Origin of the sequence: Rhizobium leguminosarum (genome assembly GCF_010668065.1) — a bacterium.
Taxonomy (GTDB): domain Bacteria; phylum Pseudomonadota; class Alphaproteobacteria; order Rhizobiales; family Rhizobiaceae; genus Rhizobium; species Rhizobium leguminosarum_S.
Genome location: NZ_WUEN01000007.1, coordinates 210,547 through 235,912 on the forward strand (window position 1 = coordinate 210,547; position 25,366 = coordinate 235,912).

Below are 25,366 nucleotides of genomic sequence, written 5' to 3' on the forward strand. Positions count from 1 at the left end.
TTTTGCGCATTCCGGACGCAAAGCCGCTGCGCACTTTTGCTGGAACTGCTCTAGAATTCCGCCATCGGCGACAACATCGCCGGAAAATCCAGGGTGGCATCGCCGAGCCCGCGCAGCATCAGCCTCGTGCCGCCTTCCAATTGTTGTGGAGCGCCCTCCCAGCCGAGCTTGTCGGGACGGAAAAGCGCCTCGACGGAGGCGGGGGTGATTTCCAGTCCGCCGAGGATCGCGGCGAGCGGCGGTATCTCAGCCGCCACGACGTCGAGGAGGCTGAAGCGGCCCGCCTCATCCATCTTCCAGGCGATGGCCGCCTGCCGCTCTGCCAGAAAGCTGATGCGGATATCGGGATCGAGCTGGGTGTTGATCAGAAACATCGCCGCATTGACCGTGACCGCCAGCGACGTCGAAACCGGGCTTCGTGCCTTCAGCAGCGATTGCAGCAGCGCAAGATCATCCGCATTCGTCGGCAAAAGCGGCCGGGCGCGGGCGGCGAAGGACGAAGGGACGGCCGCCGCTCCCTCATATCGGTGCAGCGGTATCGCGTGAAACCCATAGGCTTCGTAGAGCGACGGCTTGTCGGTATAGAGGATGACGGCTTCAAAACCCTGTCGATCGCACCAGTCGAGCGCTTTCACCGTGACGTCGCGATAGAGCCCGCGGCCGCGCCATGCTGGCCGCACGGCGCCGGATTGCAGCCCGGCGGCATTGACGATCCTGCCATTGAGGACGAAGGGCAGCGCAAAGGCCGAAATATTGGCCGCAAGCTCGCCTTCGGCATCAAACCAGCCGAAGGGCATGCTGGTGGGGTCGGGTCCGCCGAGCTGTTGCAGCGGTCCGATATCGATGCCGAAAATATCCCTGAGCAGACAGACTAGCGCCGCCCAGCCGGCGGTGTCGCCGAAATAGTCCTGCCGGAAGGTCAGGCCAGCGCTGTCGAGGCGCTCTGCCATCAGACGCCGGTGGAGCCGAAGCCGCCTGCGCCGCGCATCGTTTCGCTGGCCGCGGTGATCTCCGACACCCGCGCCTGGGTTACCGGCGCGATCACCATCTGGGCGATGCGCATGCCGCGCGAAATGACGAAGGCTTCCTCGCCGAGATTGATGAGCAGCACCTTCACCTCGCCGCGATAGTCGCTGTCGACGGTGCCCGGTGAATTCAGGCAGGTGATGCCGTTTTTGAAGGCAAGGCCGGACCGCGGCCGCACCTGTCCCTCGAAACCTTCGGGGATCTCGAAGATGAAGCCGGTCGGCACCAGCGCCCGCTTGCCGGGCAGAAGTGTCAGTGGTGCTGCCTCGTCGACGGCAGCGCGCAGGTCCATGCCGGCTGCTCCCTTGCTTTCATAGGCGGGCAGATCGAGGCCTTCGCCATTGGCTAAGCGGATGAGGTTCAGCGTCGGGCGCGTATCGTGATGAATGGTCATGGCCCATTACTTTGCGCCCGAAGGCCCGAGGTCAATTGCATTGCCGGGCTTTAATCGCTAGATACGCGGCAATTCCACAGGATTTACAAGCATGGCCGAAAGTCTCGCCGAGGCGGTTTCCCGCCGCCGCACATTCGCTATTATCGCCCACCCGGACGCGGGTAAGACGACGCTCACCGAAAAGCTGCTGCTGTTCGGCGGCGCCATTCAGCTTGCCGGCGAAGTCAAGGCGAAGAAGGATCGCATGCAGACGCGCTCCGACTGGATGAAGATCGAGCGCGAACGCGGCATCTCCGTCGTCACCTCGGTGATGACCTTCGAATATAACGATAACGTCTTCAACATCCTCGACACGCCGGGTCACGAGGATTTCGCCGACGACACCTATCGCACGCTGACCGCCGTCGACGCCGCCGTCATGGTCATCGATGCCGCCAAGGGCATCGAGCCGCGCACGCTGAAGCTTTTCGAAGTCTGCCGCATGCGCGATATCCCGATCATCACCTTCATCAACAAGATGGACCGCGAAAGCCGCGATCCCTTCGAGATCCTCGACGAGGTCGAAGAGAAGCTGGCGCTGGATACGGCGCCGATCACCTGGCCGATCGGCCGCTCGAAGACCTTTTGCGGCTCGTACAATATCGCCGCCAACACGGTGCGCGGTTCGGATACCGAAATCGAGGGAACGCCGGTCAATGGCCCGCAAAGCGTGGCCGGCAGGCTGCCGGAAAACGAGCGCCAGGTCTTCGTCGAGGAGACCGAGCTGGCGATCGAGGCCTGCCGTCCCTTCGACCGCCAGGCCTTCCTGGAAGGCCATATGACGCCGGTTTTCTTCGGCTCGGCGCTGCGCAATTACGGCGTTCGCGACCTCATCAACGCGCTCGGCGATTTCGCGCCGCCGCCGCGTGACCAGGTCGCCGATACCAGGACCGTGCATGCGACCGACGACAAGATGACGGCCTTCGTCTTCAAGATCCAGGCCAATATGGACCCCAACCACCGCGACCGCATCGCCTTTGCCCGCATCTGCTCCGGCAAGCTCGAGCGTGGCATGAAGGCAAGGCTTGCCCGCACCGGCAAACAGCTCGGCCTGACGGCGCCGCAATTCTTCTTCGCCTCGCAGCGCCAGCTCGCCGACACCGCCTATGCCGGCGACGTCGTCGGTATTCCCAACCACGGCACGCTCCGGATCGGCGATACGCTGACCGAGGGTGAATCGCTGGTCTTCCAGGGTGTGCCGAACTTCTCGCCGGAGATCCTGCGCCGCGTGCGCCTGGAAGACGCGATGAAGGCGAAGAAGTTGAAGGAAGCCCTGCAGCAGATGGCCGAAGAAGGCGTCGTCCAGCTGTTTTCGCCGGAAGACGGCTCGCCGGCGATCGTCGGCGTCGTCGGCGCCCTGCAGCTCGACGTCTTGAAGGAGCGGCTGATGGCCGAATACGGCCTGCCGGTCTCCTTCGAAATGTCGCGTTTTTCCGTCTGCCGCTGGATCTCGGCCGAGCAGCCGGCCGATCTCGAGAAATTCCTCACCGTCAAACGCGGCGATATCGCCCGCGATCTCGACGGCGATCCGGTCTTCCTCGCCCAGGACGGGTTCTCGCTGCGTTACGAGTCCGAGCGCCATCCGGCGATCAAGATGGTCGCGATCAAGGAATATCACGCCGCCAAGGCGGCGTGATAGCTAACCGCCAAGCCGTTCGGCCAGGAAATCGACGACGGCGCGCACTGCCGGCAGTTGGCCGCGCCGGTGCGGCATCAGGATCGTCGTCTCGATGCTGCCGGCCGTCCATTCCGGCAGCACCCGCACCAGCCGCCCGTCGGCCAGCGCCTTGCGGCAGACGGATGTCGGCAGGCAGGTAATGCCGAGCCCCGACATGGCCATTTCCATCAAGACATAAGGCTCATCCGCCGCCATGACGGAATGCAGCGCGACGAGAGCCTCGTCGCCGCCCGAGTAAAGCCGCCATTGGTCCTCCGTCAGGCTGGTCATGATCGTCGCATGCTGTGCCAGCTCCTCCGGCAGGTGCGGTTCGCCATGGGCGCTGACATAATCCGGCGAGGCGAGAATGTAGAAGGGATGGCTGGCGAGCTTCCGCTGCACCAGCGCCGAATCCGGCAGTGGCCCACGGTGGCTGCGCAACGCGATGTCGAACCCTTCCTGGACGATATCGACGAAACGGTCCGTTACGTGCACGGAAAGCCGGAGCTTCGGATAGCGCGCCGCCAGCGCCGGCAGATGCTCCGCCAAGGTAAATTGCGCGGTCGGCACCGAGGCGGTCAGGCGAACACTGCCGGCGGGTTCGGCCAGATGCCGCCGCACGATGCCCTCGGCCATCTCCGCCTCGATGATCGAGGCCTGGGCATGCTGAAAGAATTCCCGGCCGAGCTCGGTCAGCGCGAAGCTTCGCGACGTGCGCTGGATCAGCCGGACGCCAAGCCGGGTCTCCAGTTCTGCAACCCGCTTGCTCACTGTCGATTTCGGAATGCCGAGATGCCTTGCGGCGGCCGTAAAGCTGCCGCTGTCGACGGCCTGCACGAAAAGATGGAGGTCGTTGAGGTTGAAAAGCGCCATCGCCAGCTTCCAGATATGTGGACATTGCGATGCATTTATAGGCTCTACCGCGGGATCGTCCACATCTACACATTCAACGTGTCCAAACGGGTTCAATTCTGAAAGGAACGATTGATGTCACCCATATTGTTTTACGGCGTGCCGGAGGGCTGCTCCTTCGGCTCGATCGTCGCGTTGGAATGGTCCGGCCTGCCTTATCGGCTCTGCCGCGTCGAGATGCCGGAAATAGTCTCCAGTGAAGAATACAAGCGGATCAACATGGTCGGCGAAACGCCGTCGCTGCTGCTCGAAGATGGCAGGACGATCAGCGAAAGCATGGCGATCCTCCACCATATCGGCGCCGGCACGATTGGCAAAGGTCTGGGTTTTGTGCAGGGGTCGGCGGATTTCGATCGCCTGAACCAGATGCTCTCCTTTCTCAACACCACCTTCTTCAAGGCCTTCGGCCCGCTCTGGTATGCGATCGAGCATCCAATGGAGCCGGAAGAGAAACAGGTCCTCACCGCCTATGGAATCGCGGCGGTCGAAAAGGCGCATCATACGCTGGAGCGTCTGCTCGAAGGTCGCGAATGGCTTCTCGGCAATGGGCCGAGCCTGGCGGATGCCTATTTCGTCGGCATCGCCCGCTGGAACGACTTTCACCAGGTCGTCGACCGCCGGCAGTTTCCCGGCCTGCATCGCCTCTATGAGCGCATGCAGCAGGAACCGGCCGTGCGTTTTGCCCATGCGATCGAGCATCGGCAGGACGCGAAAAGCAGCGGCGGTTTCCGCGGCGAGGTCGATCTGGCCGAGGCGCTCGGCCTGTTGAAACAGGCGGCTTGATCGCCGCGGCCATCGCACCCCTCGGGTGCGATGGCCAATGTGCCGGTCAGCCGGCGGCGATGATCTCGATCTCGACGAGCCAGTCGTCGCGCAGCGTTTCGACGATGATCGCCGTGGTCGGCACGGCGCGGCCGCCAAGCGCCCGAACACGGGCATTCTGGTTCGCCTCCACAAAGGCGCCGTCGCTGAGATAGCTCGTCAGTCGCACGATATTGTCCACCGTCATATCAGCGGACGTGAGGATGGCGCGCAGATTGGACCAGATGAGCTCCAGCTGGCCTTCCAGATCGGCCGCCGCCATTCCCTGTTGATCGAGACCCATGGTGCCGCTGACGAAGAGCAGCCGGGATGGATGCCTGACCTCCAGCGCATGGATGTAATCAGGGCTCGCTGCATAGATCCCGTTTGCCAGATTGTGCGCGATCAGCTCCATGAGTTTTCCTCTCTTCCGAATATTCTGTTGAAGAATGCCAGTATCGGCGATTATTCTTCGGCAGAAAGGGGAGTTTGCGGAATGGCGAAAAATACAGACGGTCTTCGGCAGGGACGCAGGCAGCAGCCGGTCATCGATGCATTCGACCGAAGAATATTAGCCGCGCTCGCCGCCGACAGCAGCCAGAGTTATGCCAGGCTTGGCGAAGCAGTTGGCCTGTCGGCGCCGGCCGTGCATGAGCGTGTGCGCCGCCTGAGACAATCCGGTGCCATCAAAGGCGTGCATGCCGCACTGGATGGCGCAGCGCTTGGCAAGCCGCTGCTTGCCTTCGTGCATGTGGAGGCGGCCGGCTGGGGCAAGAGCGAGCGGCTGATGCAGGTTCTGCAGTTTCCCGAGGTCGAGGAGATGCATTCGGTCGCCGGCGACGCCAGCGTTCTCTTCAAGGTCCGCACCGCCAGCCCGCAGGCCTTGGAAGCTTTTCTCGCCCAGATCCACGCCGTTCCCGGTGTCACCGGCACCCGCAGCTATATCGCCCTATCCACCTATCTGGAGCGCCCGGTACAGGCCGGCGTGACAGATAGCTGGCCGGACATGCCTATGCCGGAATAAAGGCGGGGTATTAAGCCGAGGCCAGCCTAATCCTCGCCCTCGAAGCGCGGAAGCGTTTCGATATTCTCCACCCCGGGCAGGGCCGAGCGGCACCATATCTGTTTCTTCGGCACCAGTTCCTGCCGCTGATCGATGCTGCCGAGGCGGATGCCGAACCCGCCGCCGTCGCCGTCCGTGCGGTAGAGTGGCGATCCGCAATTCGGGCAGAAGAACTGCCGGCTGAGACCACCGCTATCGCCATATTTTGCGTAGCCTCTCGGCTCGCCTGAAGTGAGCGTGAAACTTCCCGGCCGCGCCGGCGCGGTGATGCGATAGGCCGAGCCCGTCAACCGCTGGCAATCGGTGCAATGGCAGATCGAGACCCGCTCCGGGTCGATCTCCGCCTGATAGCGGATCGCGCCGCAGTGGCATCCTCCGGTAATATGCATCGGCAAGTCCCCAAAGCATGTCGCGCAAAACTGTACAGCGGTTTAGCGACAAGACATCGCCACGCGTTAGTCGGCCGGCTGAGCGGCAGGGTGTGTGGCGTAGAAGGCCTTTGCATCCGCCGTGAAGGCGGCCCGCTGTTCAGCTCTTGTATAAAACATATGGCCGCCGCGATAAAGCTTCAGTCTGACACGGCCACTGGCGAGCGAGGGCGGCAGATGGTCGACCACGTAGCGGCTGACGCCATAAGGCGTCACCACATCGCTGTAGCCATGTGCGATCAGCAGATGGAAGGCCTGGTTCGCGGCGAGCAGCTGCCTGATGTCGTCGGTGGCGCTGGCCTGGAAGCGCGATCCGCCGCCGCGCCCGCCGCCCCATTCCCAGCGCCGGCTGATATCGCGGTCGAGCAGCGAATAGGTCATCTCGGTCCTGAAACCGAGTTCGTTGCGGGCGTAATCGGCAAAGGCGCCGCCATAGGCGCGGGTGAAACCGTCGAGGATGGCGTCGTCGCCGCGATCGTAATCCGATTCCGGATAGGGATCGGGTGCTGCAAAGGAGGCGTCGTAAGAGCTCATCACCTCGCCGCTACCGGCGTCGGAATGTTTGACGAAGGAACTGCCGAGGAAGCCGCGGTTGCGGGTGACGATATCCTCGGGAATGCCCGTCAGGCGGGCGATCCTGCCATAGAAGGCGGAGGCCTCGGCACCCGTCGGCGGCGGCCCGGCGAGCGTCGTCAGATAGTCCCCGAGCGCGAAGGTCTCGGCCGCCTTCTGCTTCTCTTCGTCAAAGGCCTTGTGTCGGTCGAGTTCGGCGGCGGCGAGCGACGGCAGCTCTAGTGCTGCACCGAGCGGGAACTGATCGGCATTGAACATCAGCTGACCCTCGAGCAAGGGGGAAAGCATCACCGCTCCGGCGACGATGATGCCCTGGCTTTCCTGAAGCGCCGAGGCGACCTTGGCGGCGCGGAAGCCGCCATAACTCTCGCCGAGAAGATATTTCGGCGAGTTGGAACGGTTGTTGTGCGCGACATAGAGCGCGATCGCCTTGGCGATGCTCTCAGCATCGGCACTGACGTTATAATAATTGGAGGTGTCGTCGGCCCTCGCCGTCCGGCTCCAGCCGGTGCCGATCGGATCGATCAGCACGAGGTCGGTGAAATCGAGCCAGCTTTGCGGGTTGTCGACGAGTTTCGCATTGGCGCCGTCGCGTCCGTCCGGCCCGAAATCGAGCACCCTCGGCCCGACCAGCCCGAGATGCAGGAAGGCGGAAGCAGCACCCGGCCCGCCGTTGAAGGCAAAGGTCAGAGGCCGGTCCGGCCCGCCATCCCGCGCGACATAGGCGGTGTAGAAGATCGCGCCGGTCTGCGCCCCGTCCTGGCCGAAGAGATCCAGCGTGCCGGCGGTGGCAGTATAGGCAAGCTTCCGGTCGCCGATCGTCAGCGCGTGCTCTGTGACGGAATCGGCCGGCAGCAGCTTCAATACGCCGCCGCGCGCGCCGCTTTGGGCATTCGCCCTCGGTGGATCGCTTTCCTGCGCATGGGAAAGGGCAGGGGCCAGCGATGCTACAAGCGCGGCGAGCAGAAACAGGGTTCGTATGCGCAAGATGTCTCCTCCGGCGATCGGGAATGAGAGGCTGAGATAGCGTAGCATCCGCTGCCGACGACCGGCATCAAGAGATGGTGATGGATAGGTGAGCGAACGGCTCAACCGTCTTTTTCGACCGCATGGACATTGATCTCCACCGCCCGGCCGGCCTTCCAGCCGTTGATCGCCGCGCCCAGCCCGAGCGCAACGAAGAGGGCCGCGCACCAGGAAAAACTTCCGGTCCAGCCGCGGATGAGGCCGACGATGAGCGGGCCGATGGCGGCGAGCAGGTAACCGACGCATTGCGCCATGCCGGAAAGATGGGCGGCGACATCGGGATCGCGCGAGCGCAGCACGATCGTCGTCATGGCCGCTGCGATCAGCCCGCCCTGGCCGATGCCCTGCAGCACCGCCCACAGCCAGACCGTCGAAAGCGGCGCGAAGAGCAGGCCGAGCAGAGCAATGACGGCGACGCCGCAGAGGCTCGCATTGATTAGCCGCTGGTCCCGACCGCGCACCGCGATATGCGGCACGATCAGGCAGGATGCCGCCTGCACCATCACCGACAGCGAAACGATCGCCCCGGCAGTGACGCCGTCGAGCCCGCGTTCGCGCAAGATCGGAACCAGCCAGCCGAAGACGCAATAGGCAAGTGCGGATTGCAGCCCCATGAACAGCGTCACCTGCCAGGCGAGCCGGTCGCGCCAGAGGCCTTCGACGCGAAAGCCGTTTCGTCTTGTCTGTCTGCCGCTGCGGAGAACCTCAGGCAACCAGAGCAGGCTGACGACGAGCGCCGGCAGTGCCCAGATGGCGAGCGCGCCTTCGAGGGAGCCGCCGAGCCCATGCTCGATCGGCAGTGTCAGCCCGGCGGCACTTGCCGCGCCGGCGCAAAGCGCCATCGTGTAGAAGCCGGTCATCAGCGCGGCGCGCCCGGCGAAATCCCGCTTCACCAGCCCCGGCAGCAACACGTTGCCGACGGCAATGCAGGCGCCGGCAAGGGCCGTGCCGATGAAGAGCAGCGGTATGGAGGAAAGCCCGCGCAAACCAGTACCGAGGGCCAGAAGCAGGAGAACACCGAGCAGCGTGCGTTCAGTCCCGAAGCGCTGGGCAAGACGAGGCGCAAGCGGCGAGAAGGCGCCGAGGCAGACGACCGGAAGCGTCGTCAGCAGGCTGGCGCCAAGCGCGCTGAGGCCGAGTTCGGAGCGGATTTCCGGCAGCAGCGCCGAGGCGCTCGAGAAGACCGGGCGCAGGTTGAAGGCGATCAGCACCAGGCTCGCGCCCAGCAGAAAACGACCGGCAGTTCCTCGCACCGGCGTTGCCTGCGGCGGTGGAAGGCTGCCGGCCTCGGCATCGATCAGCAGTTCGTCGGCGGCGTCGAGCGCGCTGGTGGCATCGTTGGCAGGCGTGTTCATGACAGGATCATCCGCTCGAGTGCGGCAAGAACCGGCGCCATGAAGCGGCGCACCGCCGCATCCGCCCTGTCGGGATCGCCGGTTTCGATGGCGTCGACGATATCGGCATGCGCCTGCATATCGGGTTCCGGAATATCCTTGCCGAGCGTCGCGGCGATGGTATCGGCGATCGAAGCCGAAAAGAAATCGTAGATCTCGATCATCGCCCGGTTACCCGAAGCGGCGATGATGGCCTTGTGGAAGGCGAGGTCGCGTTCGATGAAGGCGGCCTGGTTGCCGCCGTCGTAATTGCCGCGTTCGGCTAGCAGCCTGCGAAGCCCGGCAACCGTTTCCGGCGTCTTGCGGATCGCCGTCAGCCGGGCGGCCTCGACGTCGAGCGCCAAGCGCGCCTCGAACTGGTCACGCAGGCTGGCGCGCCGCGCCATCGTCAGCGGCCGGCCGGCATCGCTGGTGGCGCGGACATAGGTTCCCGAACCCTGCCTTGTTTCGAGATAACCCTGGGAGACGAGGACCCGAACCGCCTCGCGCACCGTGCCGCGGCTGACGGAAAGCATGGCCGACAGCGAGGCTTCATTCGGCAATTTCTCGCCGACCGCCCAGCGTTTGCCAAGAATGTCGCCGCGGATCGCCTCGATCGCCTCATCGGCGAGATTGGTCTTGCTGAGTGCTCGCATCCCACTACTCATAAAGTCATCTGATGACTTTATGAGTAGTGGGATTTCGATCTTCCGTCAACGCCTGGCATCGAGACAATAAGGACATCAAGACAATAAAAAAGGGCCGCCTCAGCGACCCTTTCCATGAGTTTGGCCTCAAACTGGCCTGGACTGTCTATGCAGCCCTAGGAAGGCGGGGATTAGAGCGAGGGCTGCCTCGCCTTCGTCACCTCTTCCATGCCCGTTACGAGGTCCGAAATCTCATTAGACATTGGATCACCTTCCTTTCGTTCTGTTGCTGATGACTTAAAGTTAGGCTGATTCTTCTGAGATGCAAGAGAGAAATGCGTTCAGTGCGCAGCTTTGATGAAGGTGCCGTTCTGCAGTTCGCGCATCGCCTGCATGATTTCCTCGCGCGAATTCATCACGATCGGGCCGTGCCAGGCAACCGGCTCCTCGATCGGCTTGCCGGAGACAAGCAGGAAACGGATGCCCTGGTCGCCTGCCTGCACCGTCACTTCGTCGCCGCTGTCGAAGACCACGAGCGTGCGGTTGCCGGACATGTCGCGGATATTCAATTCCTCGCCGTCGACTTCCTTCTCGACGCGCACGCCGAAGGGTTTCGATGCATCGCGGAAGGTGCCGGAGCCGGCGAAGATATAGGCGAAGGCATTGCGGTAGGTATCGACTGGCAGGCGCTTCTTCCGGCCGGGCGGCACCGAAACGTCGAGATAGATCGGCTCGGCCGCGACGCCATCGACCGGACCGGCCTTACCCCAGAAATCGCCGCAGATCACCCGCACCGCCGTGCCGTCATCATCGACGACGACAGGAATATCGGTGGATTTGACGTCCTGGTAGCGCGGCGCCGTCATCTTCAGCGAGGAGGGCAAGTTCGCCCAGAGCTGGAAGCCGTGCATACGGCCGGCAAAATCGCCCTTCGGCATTTCCTGGTGCATGATGCCGCTGCCGGCTGTCATCCACTGGATGTCGCCGGCGCCGAGCAGGCCGCTATTGCCCAAGCTGTCGCCGTGCTCGACGGTGCCGGCAAGCACATAGGTGATCGTCTCGATGCCGCGATGCGGATGCCAGGGAAAACCGCGGATATATTCCGCCGGATTGTCGTTGCGGAAATCATCCATCATCAGGAAGGGATCGGTCATCGCGGGATCGCCGAAGCCGAAGACGCGGTGCAGCTTGACGCCGGCACCTTCCATGGTCGGTGTGGCAGTACTTTCATGCTTGACGGGGCGGATCGACATGGCGTCCTCCTAGAGGTTCAACTTGGCGGCGACTATAGCCGCCCGGCTGCCGGGCGCGAAGTCTGCGGGGCAGACAACGCAGTGTTCACAAAAGAACACTGCGTTTTGCCGAATTTGAAGAGGTCAGGCGTCAAGAAATCGTCATGTTTCACTTGCAAACCGGCCGGGCGTTAAGCTGTTATTAGCGACGACATTCGACAATTCAGTTGCGTTTCAGCATTCCCGCCGATGCGGCGGGTTCCGGAGCAAAGAGCCATGTGTCGCTGGGCAGCCTATCGCGGAGACCCCCTCTATCTCGAGGAGTTGGTATCCTCGCCCGCCCATTCCCTGATCGAGCAGTCGCATTGCGCCACCCGCGCCAAGACGGCGACGAATGGCGATGGCTTCGGCATCGCCTGGTATGGCGACAGGCCTGAGCCCGGCCGCTACCGCGATATCCTGCCCGCATGGTCGGATTGCAATCTGAAGAGCCTGGCGCGGCAGATCCGTTCGCCGCTCTTCCTCGCCCATGTCCGCGCTGCCACGGGCGGCGGTACGCGCCGCGACAATTGCCATCCCTTTACCCATGAGAGCTGGTCCTTCATGCACAATGGCCAGGTCTCCGGCTTCGAGCGTCTGCGCCGGCCGATGGAGGCGATGCTCGACGACGACTTGTTCAATGCCCGCGGTGGCACCACCGATTCCGAGCTGATGTTCCTGCTGGCGCTGCAGTTCGGCCTGCGCGAAGCGCCGATCGCCGCGATGGCGGAAATGATCGGCTTCATCGAGGACCTGGCGGAAAACACCATCGGCTCGGTGCTGCTGCGCTTTACCGCTGCCTTCTCCGACGGCAAGGCGCTTTATGCCATCCGTTATGCGACCGATCGCAAGGCGCCGACTCTTTATGCCTCGCCGGTCGGCAAGGGCTATTGTCTTGTGTCGGAGCCGCTGAACGACGATGGCGATGCCTGGGCCGAGATCCCGAACGGCAGCGCCGTCACGGTCGACGAAGGAGGAATCGACGTCGCGGATTTTCGACCGGGCAAACGGGCGGCCGTCAAATCGCAGCGCGTCGTCGTTCCAGCCTGATCCCTCGGCGTTAACTGAACTGCTTGGCGATCAGTGCCGCGAGTCGTTCGGCGACCTCTTCCTTCGCCAGGTCAGGCCATTGCTCGACGCCGTCGCGGCGAACGAGTTTGACGCGGTTGCGGCTGCCGCCCATGATGCCGGTCGCGGGAGAGACGTCATTGGCGACGATCATGTCGGCGCCTTTTCTCTCGAGTTTCGCCTTCGCATTGCTTTCGACGTCCTGCGTCTCGGCGGCAAAGCCGATCACCAGCTTCGGCCGCATCGTATGATGGCCGACGGTTTTCAGGATGTCCGGATTCTCGGTCAGCGCCAGCGTCGGGATGGATTCGCCCGGATGTTTCTTCAGCTTCTGGTCGGCCGCCGAGGCGACGCGCCAGTCAGCAACCGCCGCGACCATCACCGCGATGTCGGCCGGCAGCGCCGCAAGCACGGCATCACGCATTTCCTCCGCCCGCTCGACATGCACGACGCTGACGCCGACGGGATCGGCGATCGTCACTGGCCCGGACACGAGGGTCACCTCCGCTCCGAGCTTTGCCAGGGCTGCGGCGATCGCATGTCCCTGCCGGCCGGAGGAGCGGTTGGCGATATAGCGCACGGGATCGATCGGCTCATGCGTCGGTCCCGACGTCACGATTGCCTTGCGTCCCTTGAGCGGCTTTTCTCCGTCGTCGAGCATGGTTTCGGCCGCAGCGACGATCTCCAGCGGTTCCGCCATCCGGCCAAGCCCGGCCTCCCGGCTTTCCGCCATCTCGCCGGCCATCGGCCCGACGAAGTGGATGCCGTCGGCTCTCAGCATCGCCGCATTCCGCCGCGTCGCCGGATGCGCCCACATGGCCGGATTCATCGCCGGTGCGGCAAGCACCGGCCTGTTGGTCGCCAGAAGCACGGTCGAGGCGAGATCGTCGGCAAGCCCATTCGCCATCTTCGCCATCAGGTCGGCGGTGGCAGGAGCGATCAGCACGAGGTCGCAGTCGCGCGCCAGCCGGATATGGCCGATATCCTGTTCGTCCTGGCGCGAAAACAGATCGAGGAAGACATGGTCCGCCGCCAGCGCACCGACGGCAAGCGGCGTGACGAATTCCTGCGCGCCCTTGGTCATGACAGGGCGCACGCTCGCGCCGCGCTCGCGCAGCCGGCGGATCAGATCCAGGCTCTTGTAGGCCGCGATGCCGCCGGAGATGATGAGGAGGATGCGTTTGCCGCTGAGAGCCATGGCCTTCTTCCCGTTGCCTTTTCTGACCGCCCTCGACCCTAAGCCTTTGGCGAAGAACATGCAATCGCGCGGGCGACATGCCGAAGCCGGCAAGCAGCGCGGCAGCTGGTGTCCGCCGCGCTCGTGGGGTCAGAGGTTGCTCATCCCGCCGTCGATGATGAGTTCGCTGCCGACGATATAGGCCGCCTCATCGGAGGCGAGGAAGACGATCGTCTTGGCGACTTCGCTGGGATTTCCGAAGCGGCCGACCGGGATCTGAGCCTGGATCTGCGCAGTCATCGCCTTCGATTGGGCTTCCGAAGCGCCGAGCTTGCTGTAAAGCGGCGTGGCGATTGGACCGGGGCTGACGGCGTTGACGCGGATGCCGCGGCCGATCAGTTCGCCCGACAGGGTCTTGGCAAGCGTCAGCAACGCACCCTTCGTCAGCGAGTAGACGCTGGAGTTCGGCATGCCGATATGGGCGTTGATCGAGGTGTTGAGCACGATCGCGGCCTGCTTCGAAAAAATTGGCAGCAGCGACTGAATCAGGAAGAACGGGCCCTTGACGTTGATATCAACTGACTTGTCGAAGGCGGCTTCGCTCCACTGTTCCAGCGGCCCGAATTCGGCGACCCCGGCGTTGATGAAGAGGATGTCGAGTGTGCCGAAAGCCTCTCTCACGCTCTCGGCGACGGCCTTCTGGCCGGCCGCATTGCCGGCATCGGCCTGGATGACGGTGGCTTCGCCGCCAAGTTCGGCGCGGGCCGCCTCGACGCTTGCCGCGCTGCTGCCGGTAACGACGACGCGGGCGCCCTCGGCGATGAACTGGCGGGCGGTCTCGAGACCGATGCCGCTGGTGCCGCCGGTGATGAGGGCTGTCTTGTTCTGCAGGCGTGACATGATGACGTTCCTTTGATCGAATGCTGGGCCGCGACCCGTTGTTGCTCAATGCGAGAATGCTCTGAAAAAAGCGGCACGATAAGCCGGCGCATTGAAGGATCACCGACCCGCAGCGGATAATCGTGCCGCGCCATTTCAGGTGCGGGTGATCGAAGCGCCACCGTCGACCAGCGAGGCCGTGCCGGTGACGAAGCTCGCATCGTCGGAGGCGAGATAGAGAACCGAGCGGGCGAGTTCTTCGGGTGTCGCGACACGCTTCAGCGCATGCAGATTGGTGACGAAGGCCTGCTTCTCAGGCGTATCGTTCATGTCCCGATACATGTCGGTATCAACAGCACCCGGCAGGATGGCATTGACGCGCACGCCCTGCTGGCCGAATTCGGCGGCAAGCGCCTGCGTCAGGCCGATCAGCCCGGATTTGCTGGCGGCATAGGCGGCAACGCCTGGAAAGGCGAAGCTGTAGCCGACGAAGGTTGAGGTGAAGATCACCGAGCCGCCGCCATTTTCCACCATTGCGCCGATCTGGTGCTTGGCGGCGAGGAAGGAGGCCGTCAGATTGATCGCCAGCGCCTCGCTGAAGCCTGTTTCCGAAACGGCGGTGCTCGGACCGGCTTCGCCGAGCGTGCCGGCATTGTTGAAGGCGATATCGAGCTTGCCGCAATTCGTCACGGCGGCGGCGACCAGCGCCTTGTGATAGTCTTCCGAGCGCACGTCGCCGGCAATGGCGATGGCGTCGCCCCCCTCTGCCTTGATCTCGGCGACGAGACTGTCGAGTTCGCCCTGGCGGCGGGCGCCGACGACGACCTTGGCGCCTTCGGCGGCGAAGAGCTTTGCCGTGGCGCGGCCGATTCCGGAGCTTGCGCCGGTGACGATTGCGACCTTGTTGTTCAAGCGGTTCATGGTTCCATCTCCTAGATTTAAGGCGAGGCGGCCCCTGCCGTCCCTTTTGATGAGTGGAAGATGGCATTTTCCCTTCGTTCGGATTAGTCTCCAGATCGAGGAACTCGAATTCGGAAAAGCCGAACGATGATCAGGATCGAAGGTATTGCGGCTTTCGTCGCCGTGGTTGAGGCGGGCTCGGTCAGCGAGGCGGCCCGGCGTCTGCGGCTGTCCAAATCTGTCGTCAGCGAAAGGCTGGCGGAACTGGAGAAGTCGCTCGGCGGCGTGCTGCTGCACCGAACGACGCGCAAGCTCACCTTGACGGAGGATGGCGCGGTCTTCCTCGGGCGCGCCGCGCGCATCGTGCGCGAGATCGAGGAAGCCGCGGCAGATATGGCCGAGCGGCGCGGAACGCTGTCAGGCCCGATCCGCATCGCCGCCCCCGTCACCTTCGGCCGCATGCATCTCGGCCCGGCGCTTTATCCGTTTCTTGCCGAACATCCCGAGATCGAATTGACCCTCGACATCGATGACCGGCGCGTCGATGCCGCCTCGGACGGCTACGATGCCATTATCCGCAACGGCCCGATCGCCGATAGCCGGCTGGTCGCCTGGAAACTCACGCGCAGCCGCCGTCTTCTCTGCGCCTCGCCGGATTATCTCGCGCGCCAGGGAATTCCGTCGTCGCTGGCTGATCTCAACAGCCATCGCGGCATCTTCTACACCAATCGCGGCGTTGCCGACTGGCGCTTCCAGACGCCCGACGGGGCGATCGTCGTCCGCGCGAAACTGGCGCTCGGCATCAACAATGGCGACATGCTCCGCGACGCCGCGATTGCCGGGCTCGGCATCGCGCTGCTGCCTGCCTTCATCGCCGGCCCGGCCATCCGCGATTGCCGGCTTGCCGAAATCGATGTCGGCCATAGGCCGGAGGCCGAATTCATCTATATGGCCCATCCCGAAGGCCGAAATCCCTCCGCCAAGCTCCGTGCCATCGCCGACCACCTGAAGAAGAGTTTTGGTGATCCGCCCTATTGGGATCCGGTGGGTTAATTCATCAGTTCAGCAAGCTGATCAGGTTCTCGGTGACCGGCGAGCGATGTGTTTTCAGGATCGCCAGCGCCAGGCGCGCCACGGCCGGCGGCCCCTCGATCGGCCGGTAGGCCACACCTTCGAGCTTGATCTGCGAAATCGAAGCCGGCACGATCGAGACGCCGAGATCGGCCGCCACCAGATTGACGACCGAGGAAATCTGCGGTGCCTCCTGTGCCACGGTCAGCTCGAATCCGGCCTTGCGGCAGGCAAGCACGACATCGTCGTAGAGGCTCAAGCCCACGAGCCGGGGAAAGAGGATGAAGGGTTCGTCTGCCAGCGCCGCAAGCGGCACGCTACTGCGCCGTGCCAGGAGATGGCTGGCGGGCAGGGCGATCACCATCGGCTCGTCCGGCAGCCGCCGCAGCCTTATGCCGGCGGGATCGTCGAGGCTGGGGCGCATGAAGGTGGCGTCGAGCTCGCCGCGTTCCAGCTTCTGCATCAGCGCCAGCGTATTCATTTCCGTCAGCGACAGTTGCACCTCCGGCCAGCGTGCGCGAAAGCGTCGGATCGTCGTGCTGACGATGGGATTGAAGGCGGAGGAGGCAGTGAAACCGAGCGACAGCCGGCCGGTCTCGCCGCGATTGGCGCTTTGCGCCGCAAGTTTCGCCTTTTCCGCGGCCGCCAGCGAAGCCTTTGCCTCGCCGAGGAAGGCCGTGCCCGCCGCCGTCAATTCGGCGCCGTGCGGCACGCGATGAAACAGCGCCGCACCCACTTCCGTCTCCAGATCGCGGATCTGCTGGCTGAGCGGCGGCTGCCCGATGCCGAGCTTGCCGGCGGCACGGGTGAAATTGCCTTCTTCCGCTACTGCCAGGAAATATCTCAGGTGCCGCAACTCCATCGCCATCTCCAAAACCTATCGAAATCGCCAGTGTCATATATTGGACAAATGGAGTGGTGTTGACTAGATCGGAGGCTGGAAGGATGAGATATGCCGACGTCAGCGCATGCAATGAAGACCGCCGAGACAACCGCGATCCCAGGGCAGAAGCAATACCTGACCCGTGGCACCGGCGCCTATCGCCGCGCCAGCCTGGCGCTCTTCCTGTCCGGCTTCTCCACCTTCTCGCTGCTCTATTGCGTCCAGCCGCTGCTGCCGATCTTCTCGCAGCAATTCTCCGTCAGTCCGGCCGAAAGCTCGCTGTCCCTCTCGCTCTCCACCGGTTTCCTGGCGGTCGCCATCGTCTGTGCCGCCGCCGTCTCGGAAGGCCTTGGCCGCCGCAGCCTGATGTCGATATCGCTGGTTGGGGCGGCATTGTTGACCATTGCCTCCGCCTTTGCCCCGAATTGGCACCTGCTGCTCGTCATCCGCGCCCTGCAGGGCCTCGTTCTCGGCGGCGTGCCTGCTGTCGCCATGGCCTATCTCGCCGAGGAAATCGATCCGCGCGGCCTTGGCGCCACCATGGGCCTCTATGTCGGCGGCACGGCCTTCGGCGGCATGTCCGGACGCGTGTTGACCGGCATCTTCGCCGAATATCTCACCTGGCGTCCGGCGCTTTTTCTCATCGGCGCCATCGGCCTTGCCGCCGCAATCGGCTTCATCGCCCTCCTGCCGCCATCACGCAATTTCGTCCGCCGGCCGGGCTTCGATCCGCACTTTCATCTCAAGGCTTGGTTCGGCCATCTCAGCAATCCGGCGTTGCCCTTCATCTTCGCCATCGCCTTCCTGGCAATGGGCTCCTTCGTGACGATCTACAATTATGCCGGTTTCCGCCTTGTGGCGCCGCCCTACGACCTCAACCAGACCGAACTCGGGTTGATCTTCACCGTCTATCTCTTCGGCATCGGCGCCTCTTCGATCGGCGGCCTGCTGGGAGACCGGATCGGGCACTTTTCCGTGCTTCTCTTCGGTCTGGTACTCACCGCCGCCGGCAGCGCGCTGACGCTCTTTGCCTCACTCCCGGTCATCATCCTCGGTATAATTGTGCTCACGACCGGTTTCTTCATGAGCCATTCGATCGCCAGCGGCCTTGTCGGCAAGCTGGCGCGTGGCACCAAAGGGCACGCCTCGTCGCTCTATATGCTCGCCTATTATGTCGGCTCCAGCCTCATGGGTTCGGCGGGCGGGTGGTTCTACGCGGTTGAAGGCTGGGCCGCCGTCGTTATCTTCACGCTTGCCATGCTGGCATTGGCCTTCGCTTCCGCATGTTTTGCCCAGCACCTCGCGAGGAGAAAAGCATGATCCGCATAGACCGTCTCGATCATCTCGTGCTGACCGTCGCCGATATCGCCATCACCTGCGATTTCTATTCCCGCATCCTCGGCATGTCTGTCGAAACCTTCGCGGAAGGCCGCAAGGCGCTGAAATTCGGCCGCCAGAAGATCAACCTGCATCGGGCCGGCCACGAATTCGATCCCAAGGCGAAACGTCCCACACCCGGCTCCGGCGACCTCTGCTTCATCGCCGAGACACCGCTTGCCGATGTCATTGCTGATCTACAGGCCGCGGGCGTTGTGATCGAAGAGGGCCCGGTCGAACGCACCGGTGCGACCGGACGTCTGCGCTCGGTCTATTTCAGGGATCCCGACGGCAACCTTCTCGAAGTCTCCAATCTAATTGCCTGACGCGCTGCCCAGACGACTTGATTGAAGCTAACCTTCCCAATTCTCGGTTTGTAAATCAGCCACGCGCTCGAACTCACGCAGATTGCGGGTGATCAGGATGAGGCCGCGTGCGGCGGCCTGTCCGGCAATCAGGACGTCATAGGGTCCGATCGGCGTTCCCAATGCCTGCAGCGCCGCGCGGATTTCCCCCGCCTTGCGCGCGTCGTTCCGGTCGAATTCCAGGATATTGAATTGCAATGCATCGATCCGCGCCAGATTCTCATCGGTACGGAGGCTTTTGTAAGCACCGTAGAAGAGTTCATGCGCAACGATTGCCGGTATGGCGAAATCTTGCGGTCTGTGTTTGCGCAGTTCGGCGATGAGGCGCTCATTGACCTTCATCAGGGCAATGACGGCATTCGCATCGAGCAGGTACTTCATTTGAAGAAGTCGAGTTCGGGTCGCTCCTGCCCGGCAGGCTTCTCTTCCGCCGCTGTCGCAAAGTCCTGATCAACCGGACCGGCCACGTCGGCAAGCCAGTCCCAATCATCGGAAATCGGCTCGAGAATGATCGCACGCCCCTGCCGTCGAATGGTGACGCTATCGCCATCAAAGCGGAATTCCTTTGGCAAACGGACGGCTTGGGAACGCCCTGACCAGAAGATTTTTGCTGTTTCCATGTCATCGTCCTCGGCGGGATATGACAATGATATATAGCAGATCGTGGTCCATTTCAACCAAGCCGGATATAGGGCACGTCCTTCTTCGCCACCTCGTCCAGCGCTTCCTCGTAACCGGCATCGGCATAACGCATGACGCCGAGCGCCGTGTCGTTGGTCAGCGCATGGTCGAGCCGTTCGTCGGCGGCATCCGTGCCGTCGGCGATGACGGTGACGCCGCAGCTCGTCATGTAGCCGGCATAGCCGCCGCCGCCGGAATGGATGACGACCAGATCGGCCATCGACGAGCAGAGCATCATCGCGTCGATCAGCGGCCAGTCGGCGATCGCATCCGAGCCGTCCTTCATCCCCTCGGTCATGATATTGGGATGCGCCATGGCGCCGGCATCGAGATGGTCGCGGGAGAAGGCGACGGGGCCTTTGAGTTCGCCGCTCGCAACCAGCGCATTGACGCGCCGAGCGAGTGCCGTGCGTTCGCCATGGCCGAGCCAGGCGATGCGGGCCGGAAGCCCCTCGAAGGGCACATGCTCGCGCGCCAGCCGGATCCAGTTGGTGATGATTTTGTTGTCGGGGAACATTTCGAGCAGCAGGTCGTCGATGCGGGCGATGTCGCTCTCCTCGCCCGATAGCGCCATCCAGCGGAATGGGCCGATCGCCCGGGCAAACAACGGCCTGAGATAGGCCTCGGTGAAGATCGGAATGTCGAAGGCATTGGCGACGCCGCCCTCTTTGGCCTGCGTGCGGATCAGGTTGCCATTGTCGAAGACTTCCGAGCCCTTTTTCTGGAACTCCAGCATCGCCGTCACATGCTCGACGATCGAGGCGCGGCTTGCCGCCATCAATTGCCCCTGGCCATCGTCGCGCAGACCCTTGACCTGATCGAGGTTCATGCCCTTCGGCACATAGCCATAGACGAGGTCGTGCGCCGAGGTCTGGTCGGTGACGATATCAGGCACGATGCCGCGCCGGGCGATCTCGGGATAGACCTCCGCCGCATTGCCGACGAGGCCGACGGACAGCGCCCGCTTGTCCTTCACCGCCGCATCGATCATCCGAAGGGCGGCATCGAGATCGGGCGCGATTTCCTGGAGATAACCGATCTGCTGGCGCTTGCGGGCCCGCTCCGGATCGATGTCGACGCAGAGGATCGCAGCGCCTGCCATGCGGCCGGCGAGCGGCTGCGCTCCGCCCATGCCGCCGAGGCCAGCCGTCAACACGAACCGGCCGAGGAGATCGCCGCCGAAGCGCCGCTCGGCAATGCGCATGAAGATTTCGTACGTGCCCTGGATGACGCCCTGGCTGCCGATATATTGCCAGGCGCCGGCCGTCAGCCCGCCCCAGCAGATCAGCCCCTTGCGCTGCAGCTCGTAGAACACTTCGGCCTTTGCCCATTGCCCGACGATATTGCAGTTCGCCATGATGACCAGCGGCGCCTTGGCATGCGTTCGTACGAGCCCGATCGGCTTGCCGGACTGGATGAGCAGCGTCTGGTCCTCCTCCATCTCGGTCAGCGCCTTGACGATGCCCCTATGCGCTGCCCAGTTGCGGGCCGCCTTGCCGAGGGCGGCATAGACGATCAGGTTGTCGGGATCCTCGCCGACGGAGAGCACGTTTTCGAGCAGCCGCAGCAGCGCCTCCTGCCGCCAGCCCTTGGCGCGCAGTTCCGGCCCGCCGGGAATCGGAAATTTCGGATGACGTGGATTGGCCTTCGGCATCGTGGGTTCCTCGTTTTGCTATTTGCTCGGCAGCGATTCCACATAGGCGAGTGCCGCATCGAGCAAACGTCGTCTCAGGGCATCGTCGCCGTAAACTTCGGCATTGCCGCGCACCCAGCCATGCATGACACGCTCGCCCGACAGCATCTGGATCACGCCTGGCAGCGCCAGCGCCCAGCCGTCATTCCCTTTGCCGAGACGGATCAGCATGCCGTCATGGCGCGCGCAGCAGAGAAGATTGCCGTTCAGCATGAAGGCCCGGCCGCCGAACATGGACTTTTCGGCAAGGCCCGGCCGATCGCCGAGCTCCTCGCGCATCAGTTCTTCGAGACCGGGATCGCGCGCCATGGCTCAGGCCTTCGTCGCCAACGCATAGCGTGCGATCTCGATCCCCATCGCCTTTTCGACGACGGGATAGACGGTCGGATCGAGCACGCTTGCCGACAGCGGAATGATCTCCATCGGCACATGCAGGATGAAGACATGCATGCCCTCCTTGAGCTGGCCGACGCTGAGCGGCTCGCCCTCCGGTGAAAGCGTGGTGATGACGGCGGGGAAGGTCGCAAGCCTTTTGCCATCCGCATCGTCCACCGCCATATATTCGTTCATCACATGCAGCGTCACCGATTTTTCGCCTGCGCCGACTCTGATCGTGCCGATGTCGAAGGCTTCCCTGGTATAGACGACGTCCTTGCGGGTGATGACGCCTTCGGCAAGGATATGCCCGCCCGTCGTCTTGCAGATCGCGTCGACGACGGCAGATCCGCCGCGCTTCTCCGCCGCGATGATTGCTTCGCCCAGCGCAAGCGCCATCGAGATACCGCCGAGCGCCGCATGGCTGCGGACATAGGAGGCTCGGAGCGGATTGCGGCAACTGGCGATGAAGCCGCCGGATTGATCGGCGGCGGCCCGCAGCACCGGCGAGATCTTCGCCGTCGCACCCTTCACCACCAGCTCGATGTAACGGTTCTCGGCGCGATTGCCGCCGACGGCGGTCTGGATCATCGGCTCGGGCGATCCGGCCATGCCGATCGAGCCCATGTCGCCTGTGGGATGCGCGCGGATATCGCCGACCGCGTCGACCACCTTGGTGCCGAGGATCGCCGACGGCAGCCAGCCGTTCAGCGTCGAGGATTTGCCGTTCTGGCCGATGATCAGCCCGGAAAGCTTTTCGCCCAGCGCCTCCTGCAGCAGCTGCACGGCCTTCACATAATCGATGCCCTGCATTTCCCAGGGGGTGGTGGAGGCCGGCGCGCCGATCGCAGCCGCAGTCGCGACCCAATCCTCGTCCTTCAACTCATCGATCGAGACCAGCTCTGGCTTGCCGACATTGACGGCGGCAAGCCCGAGCATCCGCCCGTGATCGGCCCAGCCGCCGCCGCCGGCGGCATAGACGGAGCCGCCCTTGACGGCAGCTTCCACGTCCTTCTCAACGAGTATGCGCCCCATTCGCCTTCTCCTGATTCAAGCTCGTGTCCATCTCGCGCACCGCCTCGAAAAGCACGGCGGCGCCGAGCGCGATATCGTCATTCTCAGCCCACTCGTCGGCCGAATGGCTGCGGCCTTCCCGGCAAGGCACGAAGATCATCGCCGCCGGCGCCACCTTGGCGATCCAGGCCGTATCGTGTCCTGCGCCGGAGGCCATCCGCCGATGTTTCGCGCCGACCCGTTCGCAGGCAGCCTCCAAGGTCGACAGCAGCCCGGCATCGCCAGGCGTTGGCTGATTGTCGGAAACCCGGTTCGGCGTCTTGATCGTCACGCCATAGGCCCCCGCCAGCTTTTCGACATGGCCGTCGAGCCAGCGGCAGAATGCCTCCATGTCGGCACGGATTTCGGCACGGCCATCGATCAGCAGCACCACCTTCGACGGCACGACATTGGCGGCATTCGGCTCGATCCGGAATTCGCCGACCGTCGCCGCGAAATGCCCCGGCGACTTGGCAAGTTCGGCAGCGGCATTGCGGATGTCGAGCACCAGCTGCGACGCCGCCACCAGCGCATCCGCCCGCCGGTCCATCGGCGTCGTGCCGGCATGGTCGGCCCGCCCTTCGACGGTGATCTCGATACGGGTGATGCCTGATATCGCGGTGACGATGCCGACATCCTCATTTTCGGCTTCGAGCACCGGGCCTTGTTCGATATGAAGCTCCAGAAAGCCGGCTATATCGGGCCTGTTCTGCTGCATCAGCACATCCGGTCGGCCACCGACCTCGGCGATGCCCTCGGCCAGGTCGCGCCCGTCGCTGACGCGCGAAAGCCATGCCTCCGGCAACTGGCCTGTCATACCGCGGCTGCCGATGCAGGACACGCCGAAGATGCTGACCTCCTCGGCAAGGAAATCGACGACTTCGAGATCGTGATCGAGCTCGATATTCTGGTCAACAAGCGCGCGCGCCACCTCCAGCGCCGAGATGACCCCGGCAATGCCGTCAAAGCGGCCGCCATCCGGCACCGTGTCGGAATGCGAGCCGACCATGATCGTGCCCAGCCACGGTTTCCGGCCTGTCCGCCGTCCGACCAGATTGCCGGCGGCATCGATCCGCGTTTCCAGCCCCGCCGCCTTCATCCGTGCTTCGATATAGGCCCGGCCGTCGAGGAAGAGCGGCGAGAAGGCACGCCGCGTCCAAGGGTGCCCCGGCTCGGTAATCCCGGCCAGCGCCTCGATATCTTCAGCGATCCGGCCGGCCTTGACGGGAAGATTGCGGCTCATGCTTCAGCTCCCGCAATGACCTGGCGCGGCAGCGGCCGCACGAACCGGCCGGTGCCGGGCTCGGCCAGCACCTTCGCGCCCTCGGCGATCTTTTCACCGCGCAGATAGGTGGCCGAGACGGTCCAGGGCAGGCGGATGCCGTTATAGGGGCTCCAGCCGACGACATTGTTGCCGCTCGCGGCGGCGTCATAGACGCTGTCGCGCGGCTCCAGCACGACGATATCTGCATCCTTGCCCGGCGTCAGCGCGCCTTTGATATGGTCGAGCCGGAAATGCTTCGCCGGGTTCTCCGCCATCAGCCTGGCGGCCCATGTCAGCGGAATGCCGCGTTCGATGGCACCTTTGACGAAAAGCGGCACCATCACCTCGAGGCCGGGAACGCCGGATGCGTTGGCGAGCATGTCTGGATTGGTCTTGCGGTTTTCCGACCAGCTGACGTGGTCGGTCGAAAGCAGCCAGACATCACCCTCGGCCACCTTCCGCCAGAGCGTCTCCACCTCGGCGCGCGGCCGCACGGGCGGATTGATCTTCGCCTTGCCGCCGAGCCGCTTTACGTCGTTTTCCTCGTCGAGCGTCAGGTAGTGGATGCAGCATTCGACCGTCGCCGCAAAGCCGTCGCGGCGATAGGCGCGCGCGATATCATAGCCGCGCCCGAGCGAGCAGTGCACCACATGTGCCGGGCAGCCGGTATTGGCACCCGTCTCGAAGATCGTATGCATTGCCAGCAGCTCGGTGATCGGCGGCCGCGACAGGCCGTGCGCCCGCCAATCGGTGATGCCGCTTGCCTTCACTTGCTCCATGTAAGTGCGCACCGCCTCGTCGTCTTCATTGTGCACGCCCGCCGTCAGTCCCGTCGGCGCGATTGCCGCAAAGCAGGCGTCGAGCAGGGCCGGCGGAATGCGCGGAAAGCGCTTGGGATCGGTGCCGAAGGTCGAAAATTTGAAGGCCGCGACGCCTGCCTCGACCATCTCACGGATGCGCGCCGGGCCTTCTTCCGGATCGACGGTGCCGTAGAGCGCAAAGTCGACGCGCGCCTGCGGACCGGCATGATCGATCTTCCGCTTCACCGCCGCCGCCGAGCAGACGAGATTGCCCTCGTCATAGGGCATGTCGACAATCGTTGTCACGCCGCCGGCCGCCGCCGAGCGTGTCGACCAGAGGAAGTCCTCCTGGTCTTTCTGGGAAAGCGAATGCACCTGCGCGTCGATCGCACCGGGCAGGATCAGCGCTTTTCCGAGCAGATGCCGTTCGCGGCCCGCAGGCGGCACGCCGAGGCCGACCTCGGCGATTTTGCCGTCGCGCACGGCGACATAGCCCTCTTCGAGAATGCGGTCCGGCAGCACCACACTGCCCTGCAGAACGAGATCGAAGTCCATGCTGCTTCCTCCGTA

27 protein-coding genes are annotated in these 25,366 nt (G+C 63.7%); 7 read left to right on the plus strand and 20 right to left on the minus strand.

Annotated features, from left to right (window positions below; all coding sequences use genetic code 11):
• Positions 1-50 precede the first annotated feature (50 nt).
• On the minus strand, positions 51-950 hold the full coding sequence (locus GR198_RS20695) for a GNAT family N-acetyltransferase (protein WP_164069506.1): 900 nt from the start codon (positions 948-950) through the stop codon (positions 51-53).
• Complete coding sequence (gene dut, locus GR198_RS20700; RefSeq protein ID WP_164069507.1) at positions 950-1,420, minus strand: dUTP diphosphatase; 471 nt, start codon at positions 1,418-1,420, stop codon at positions 950-952. The genes GR198_RS20695 and dut overlap by 1 nt, the downstream gene beginning before the upstream one ends.
• Before the next feature lie 91 nt (positions 1,421-1,511).
• Here dut and GR198_RS20705 point away from each other — a divergent pair, with 91 nt between their 5' ends.
• On the plus strand, positions 1,512-3,095 hold the full coding sequence (locus GR198_RS20705) for a peptide chain release factor 3 (protein WP_011650148.1): 1,584 nt from the start codon (positions 1,512-1,514) through the stop codon (positions 3,093-3,095).
• A 3-nt stretch (positions 3,096-3,098) separates the two neighbouring features.
• On the opposite strand, the gene GR198_RS20710 is transcribed toward GR198_RS20705, so the two are convergent.
• The gene (locus GR198_RS20710; protein WP_164069508.1) at positions 3,099-3,989 is read right to left on the minus strand and encodes a LysR substrate-binding domain-containing protein; all 891 of its coding nucleotides are present in this window, start codon (positions 3,987-3,989) and stop codon (positions 3,099-3,101) included.
• Between the two features lie 114 nt (positions 3,990-4,103).
• Here GR198_RS20710 and GR198_RS20715 point away from each other — a divergent pair, with 114 nt between their 5' ends.
• Positions 4,104-4,811 carry a glutathione S-transferase family protein gene (locus GR198_RS20715; RefSeq protein ID WP_164069509.1) on the plus strand — a complete coding sequence of 236 codons (708 nt, stop codon included), beginning with the start codon at positions 4,104-4,106 and terminating at the stop codon, positions 4,809-4,811.
• 46 nt (positions 4,812-4,857) lie between these two features.
• Here GR198_RS20715 and GR198_RS20720 read toward each other — a convergent pair whose 3' ends face one another.
• Positions 4,858-5,244, minus strand: a complete 387-nt coding sequence (locus tag GR198_RS20720) for a RidA family protein (protein WP_164069510.1) — start codon at positions 5,242-5,244, stop codon at positions 4,858-4,860.
• 27 nt (positions 5,245-5,271) lie between these two features.
• Here GR198_RS20720 and GR198_RS20725 point away from each other — a divergent pair, with 27 nt between their 5' ends.
• Positions 5,272-5,853 carry an Lrp/AsnC family transcriptional regulator gene (locus GR198_RS20725; RefSeq protein ID WP_029873951.1) on the plus strand — a complete coding sequence of 194 codons (582 nt, stop codon included), beginning with the start codon at positions 5,272-5,274 and terminating at the stop codon, positions 5,851-5,853.
• A 26-nt stretch (positions 5,854-5,879) separates the two neighbouring features.
• Here GR198_RS20725 and GR198_RS20730 read toward each other — a convergent pair whose 3' ends face one another.
• The 5 genes from GR198_RS20730 to GR198_RS20750 form a co-directional block, all read right to left on the minus strand.
• Complete coding sequence (locus GR198_RS20730; protein ID WP_029873950.1) at positions 5,880-6,281, minus strand: GFA family protein; 402 nt, start codon at positions 6,279-6,281, stop codon at positions 5,880-5,882.
• A 66-nt stretch (positions 6,282-6,347) separates the two neighbouring features.
• Positions 6,348-7,880, minus strand: a complete 1,533-nt coding sequence (locus tag GR198_RS20735) for a S10 family peptidase (protein ID WP_164069511.1) — start codon at positions 7,878-7,880, stop codon at positions 6,348-6,350.
• Between the two features lie 101 nt (positions 7,881-7,981).
• Complete coding sequence (locus GR198_RS20740) at positions 7,982-9,274, minus strand: CynX/NimT family MFS transporter (RefSeq protein ID WP_164069512.1); 1,293 nt, start codon at positions 9,272-9,274, stop codon at positions 7,982-7,984.
• A complete protein-coding gene (locus tag GR198_RS20745; RefSeq protein ID WP_164069513.1) occupies positions 9,271-9,948 on the minus strand; it encodes a FadR/GntR family transcriptional regulator in 678 nt (225 codons plus the stop codon). The genes GR198_RS20740 and GR198_RS20745 overlap by 4 nt, the downstream gene beginning before the upstream one ends.
• Positions 9,949-10,280: 332 nt before the next feature.
• Positions 10,281-11,192, minus strand: a complete 912-nt coding sequence (locus GR198_RS20750; RefSeq protein ID WP_003544775.1) for a pirin family protein — start codon at positions 11,190-11,192, stop codon at positions 10,281-10,283.
• A 255-nt stretch (positions 11,193-11,447) separates the two neighbouring features.
• On the opposite strand from GR198_RS20750, the gene GR198_RS20755 reads away from it, so the two are divergent.
• Positions 11,448-12,260: a class II glutamine amidotransferase gene (locus tag GR198_RS20755; RefSeq protein ID WP_029873946.1), complete on the plus strand. Its 813-nt coding sequence runs from the start codon at positions 11,448-11,450 to the stop codon at positions 12,258-12,260.
• A 10-nt stretch (positions 12,261-12,270) separates the two neighbouring features.
• On the opposite strand, the gene coaBC is transcribed toward GR198_RS20755, so the two are convergent.
• The 3 genes from coaBC to GR198_RS20770 all read right to left on the minus strand — a co-directional run bounded on the left by coaBC (position 12,271) and on the right by GR198_RS20770 (position 15,255).
• Complete coding sequence (gene coaBC, locus GR198_RS20760) at positions 12,271-13,476, minus strand: bifunctional phosphopantothenoylcysteine decarboxylase/phosphopantothenate--cysteine ligase CoaBC (RefSeq protein ID WP_164046352.1); 1,206 nt, start codon at positions 13,474-13,476, stop codon at positions 12,271-12,273.
• 129 nt (positions 13,477-13,605) lie between these two features.
• A complete protein-coding gene (locus GR198_RS20765; RefSeq protein WP_131707824.1) occupies positions 13,606-14,355 on the minus strand; it encodes an SDR family oxidoreductase in 750 nt (249 codons plus the stop codon).
• Between the two features lie 135 nt (positions 14,356-14,490).
• Positions 14,491-15,255 carry an SDR family oxidoreductase gene (locus GR198_RS20770; RefSeq protein WP_029873943.1) on the minus strand — a complete coding sequence of 255 codons (765 nt, stop codon included), beginning with the start codon at positions 15,253-15,255 and terminating at the stop codon, positions 14,491-14,493.
• A gap of 126 nt (positions 15,256-15,381) precedes the next feature.
• On the opposite strand from GR198_RS20770, the gene GR198_RS20775 reads away from it, so the two are divergent.
• Entirely contained in the window at positions 15,382-16,287 is a 906-nt protein-coding gene (locus GR198_RS20775; protein WP_029873942.1) for a LysR family transcriptional regulator, read from the plus strand.
• A gap of 4 nt (positions 16,288-16,291) precedes the next feature.
• On the opposite strand, the gene GR198_RS20780 is transcribed toward GR198_RS20775, so the two are convergent.
• Positions 16,292-17,167 (minus strand): LysR family transcriptional regulator, encoded by an 876-nt coding sequence (locus tag GR198_RS20780; RefSeq protein ID WP_029873941.1) that lies wholly within the window; start codon positions 17,165-17,167, stop codon positions 16,292-16,294.
• A 90-nt stretch (positions 17,168-17,257) separates the two neighbouring features.
• Here GR198_RS20780 and GR198_RS20785 point away from each other — a divergent pair, with 90 nt between their 5' ends.
• Together GR198_RS20785 and GR198_RS20790 are read left to right on the plus strand one after the other, a co-directional pair.
• Positions 17,258-18,508, plus strand: a complete 1,251-nt coding sequence (locus GR198_RS20785) for an MFS transporter (protein WP_029873940.1) — start codon at positions 17,258-17,260, stop codon at positions 18,506-18,508.
• A complete protein-coding gene (locus GR198_RS20790) occupies positions 18,505-18,891 on the plus strand; it encodes a VOC family protein (RefSeq protein WP_029873939.1) in 387 nt (128 codons plus the stop codon). Before GR198_RS20785 ends, GR198_RS20790 begins: the two co-directional genes overlap by 4 nt.
• Before the next feature lie 27 nt (positions 18,892-18,918).
• On the opposite strand, the gene GR198_RS20795 is transcribed toward GR198_RS20790, so the two are convergent.
• Genes GR198_RS20795 through GR198_RS20825 form a run of 7 tightly spaced genes read right to left on the minus strand, consistent with a single transcriptional unit; the run spans position 18,919 to position 25,351 of the window.
• A complete protein-coding gene (locus tag GR198_RS20795) occupies positions 18,919-19,311 on the minus strand; it encodes a type II toxin-antitoxin system VapC family toxin (RefSeq protein ID WP_029873938.1) in 393 nt (130 codons plus the stop codon).
• Positions 19,308-19,550 (minus strand): AbrB/MazE/SpoVT family DNA-binding domain-containing protein, encoded by a 243-nt coding sequence (locus GR198_RS20800; RefSeq protein WP_018495663.1) that lies wholly within the window; start codon positions 19,548-19,550, stop codon positions 19,308-19,310. The genes GR198_RS20795 and GR198_RS20800 overlap by 4 nt, the downstream gene beginning before the upstream one ends.
• Before the next feature lie 53 nt (positions 19,551-19,603).
• Positions 19,604-21,265 carry a urocanate hydratase gene (locus tag GR198_RS20805; RefSeq protein WP_029873937.1) on the minus strand — a complete coding sequence of 554 codons (1,662 nt, stop codon included), beginning with the start codon at positions 21,263-21,265 and terminating at the stop codon, positions 19,604-19,606.
• An 18-nt stretch (positions 21,266-21,283) separates the two neighbouring features.
• Entirely contained in the window at positions 21,284-21,613 is a 330-nt protein-coding gene (locus GR198_RS20810) for a TfoX/Sxy family protein (RefSeq protein ID WP_029873936.1), read from the minus strand.
• Between the two features lie 3 nt (positions 21,614-21,616).
• Complete coding sequence (locus GR198_RS20815) at positions 21,617-22,714, minus strand: DUF917 domain-containing protein (RefSeq protein WP_164069514.1); 1,098 nt, start codon at positions 22,712-22,714, stop codon at positions 21,617-21,619.
• Complete coding sequence (locus tag GR198_RS20820) at positions 22,695-23,975, minus strand: Zn-dependent hydrolase (protein ID WP_164069515.1); 1,281 nt, start codon at positions 23,973-23,975, stop codon at positions 22,695-22,697. The genes GR198_RS20815 and GR198_RS20820 overlap by 20 nt, the downstream gene beginning before the upstream one ends.
• Positions 23,972-25,351, minus strand: coding sequence for a dihydroorotase (locus GR198_RS20825; protein ID WP_029873933.1), 1,380 nt, complete (start codon positions 25,349-25,351; stop codon positions 23,972-23,974). The genes GR198_RS20820 and GR198_RS20825 overlap by 4 nt, the downstream gene beginning before the upstream one ends.
• Positions 25,352-25,366 lie beyond the last annotated feature (15 nt).

Coding starts and splice junctions, on each gene's coding strand:
- GR198_RS20695 (WP_164069506.1), bottom strand. CDS start 950: ATGGCAGAGCGCCTCGACAGCGCTGGCCTGACCTTCCGGCAGGACTAT.
- dut (WP_164069507.1), bottom strand. CDS start 1,420: ATGACCATTCATCACGATACGCGCCCGACGCTGAACCTCATCCGCTTA.
- GR198_RS20705 (WP_011650148.1), top strand. CDS start 1,512: ATGGCCGAAAGTCTCGCCGAGGCGGTTTCCCGCCGCCGCACATTCGCT.
- GR198_RS20710 (WP_164069508.1), bottom strand. CDS start 3,989: ATGGCGCTTTTCAACCTCAACGACCTCCATCTTTTCGTGCAGGCCGTC.
- GR198_RS20715 (WP_164069509.1), top strand. CDS start 4,104: ATGTCACCCATATTGTTTTACGGCGTGCCGGAGGGCTGCTCCTTCGGC.
- GR198_RS20720 (WP_164069510.1), bottom strand. CDS start 5,244: ATGGAGCTGATCGCGCACAATCTGGCAAACGGGATCTATGCAGCGAGC.
- GR198_RS20730 (WP_029873950.1), bottom strand. CDS start 6,281: ATGCATATTACCGGAGGATGCCACTGCGGCGCGATCCGCTATCAGGCG.
- GR198_RS20740 (WP_164069512.1), bottom strand. CDS start 9,274: ATGAACACGCCTGCCAACGATGCCACCAGCGCGCTCGACGCCGCCGAC.
- GR198_RS20745 (WP_164069513.1), bottom strand. CDS start 9,948: ATGCGAGCACTCAGCAAGACCAATCTCGCCGATGAGGCGATCGAGGCG.
- GR198_RS20750 (WP_003544775.1), bottom strand. CDS start 11,192: ATGTCGATCCGCCCCGTCAAGCATGAAAGTACTGCCACACCGACCATG.
- GR198_RS20755 (WP_029873946.1), top strand. CDS start 11,448: ATGTGTCGCTGGGCAGCCTATCGCGGAGACCCCCTCTATCTCGAGGAG.
- coaBC (WP_164046352.1), bottom strand. CDS start 13,476: ATGGCTCTCAGCGGCAAACGCATCCTCCTCATCATCTCCGGCGGCATC.
- GR198_RS20765 (WP_131707824.1), bottom strand. CDS start 14,355: ATGTCACGCCTGCAGAACAAGACAGCCCTCATCACCGGCGGCACCAGC.
- GR198_RS20770 (WP_029873943.1), bottom strand. CDS start 15,255: ATGAACCGCTTGAACAACAAGGTCGCAATCGTCACCGGCGCAAGCTCC.
- GR198_RS20775 (WP_029873942.1), top strand. CDS start 15,382: ATGATCAGGATCGAAGGTATTGCGGCTTTCGTCGCCGTGGTTGAGGCG.
- GR198_RS20780 (WP_029873941.1), bottom strand. CDS start 17,167: ATGGAGTTGCGGCACCTGAGATATTTCCTGGCAGTAGCGGAAGAAGGC.
- GR198_RS20785 (WP_029873940.1), top strand. CDS start 17,258: ATGCCGACGTCAGCGCATGCAATGAAGACCGCCGAGACAACCGCGATC.
- GR198_RS20790 (WP_029873939.1), top strand. CDS start 18,505: ATGATCCGCATAGACCGTCTCGATCATCTCGTGCTGACCGTCGCCGAT.
- GR198_RS20795 (WP_029873938.1), bottom strand. CDS start 19,311: ATGAAGTACCTGCTCGATGCGAATGCCGTCATTGCCCTGATGAAGGTC.
- GR198_RS20800 (WP_018495663.1), bottom strand. CDS start 19,550: ATGGAAACAGCAAAAATCTTCTGGTCAGGGCGTTCCCAAGCCGTCCGT.
- GR198_RS20805 (WP_029873937.1), bottom strand. CDS start 21,265: ATGCCGAAGGCCAATCCACGTCATCCGAAATTTCCGATTCCCGGCGGG.
- GR198_RS20810 (WP_029873936.1), bottom strand. CDS start 21,613: ATGGCGCGCGATCCCGGTCTCGAAGAACTGATGCGCGAGGAGCTCGGC.
- GR198_RS20815 (WP_164069514.1), bottom strand. CDS start 22,714: ATGGGGCGCATACTCGTTGAGAAGGACGTGGAAGCTGCCGTCAAGGGC.
- GR198_RS20820 (WP_164069515.1), bottom strand. CDS start 23,975: ATGAGCCGCAATCTTCCCGTCAAGGCCGGCCGGATCGCTGAAGATATC.
- GR198_RS20825 (WP_029873933.1), bottom strand. CDS start 25,351: ATGGACTTCGATCTCGTTCTGCAGGGCAGTGTGGTGCTGCCGGACCGC.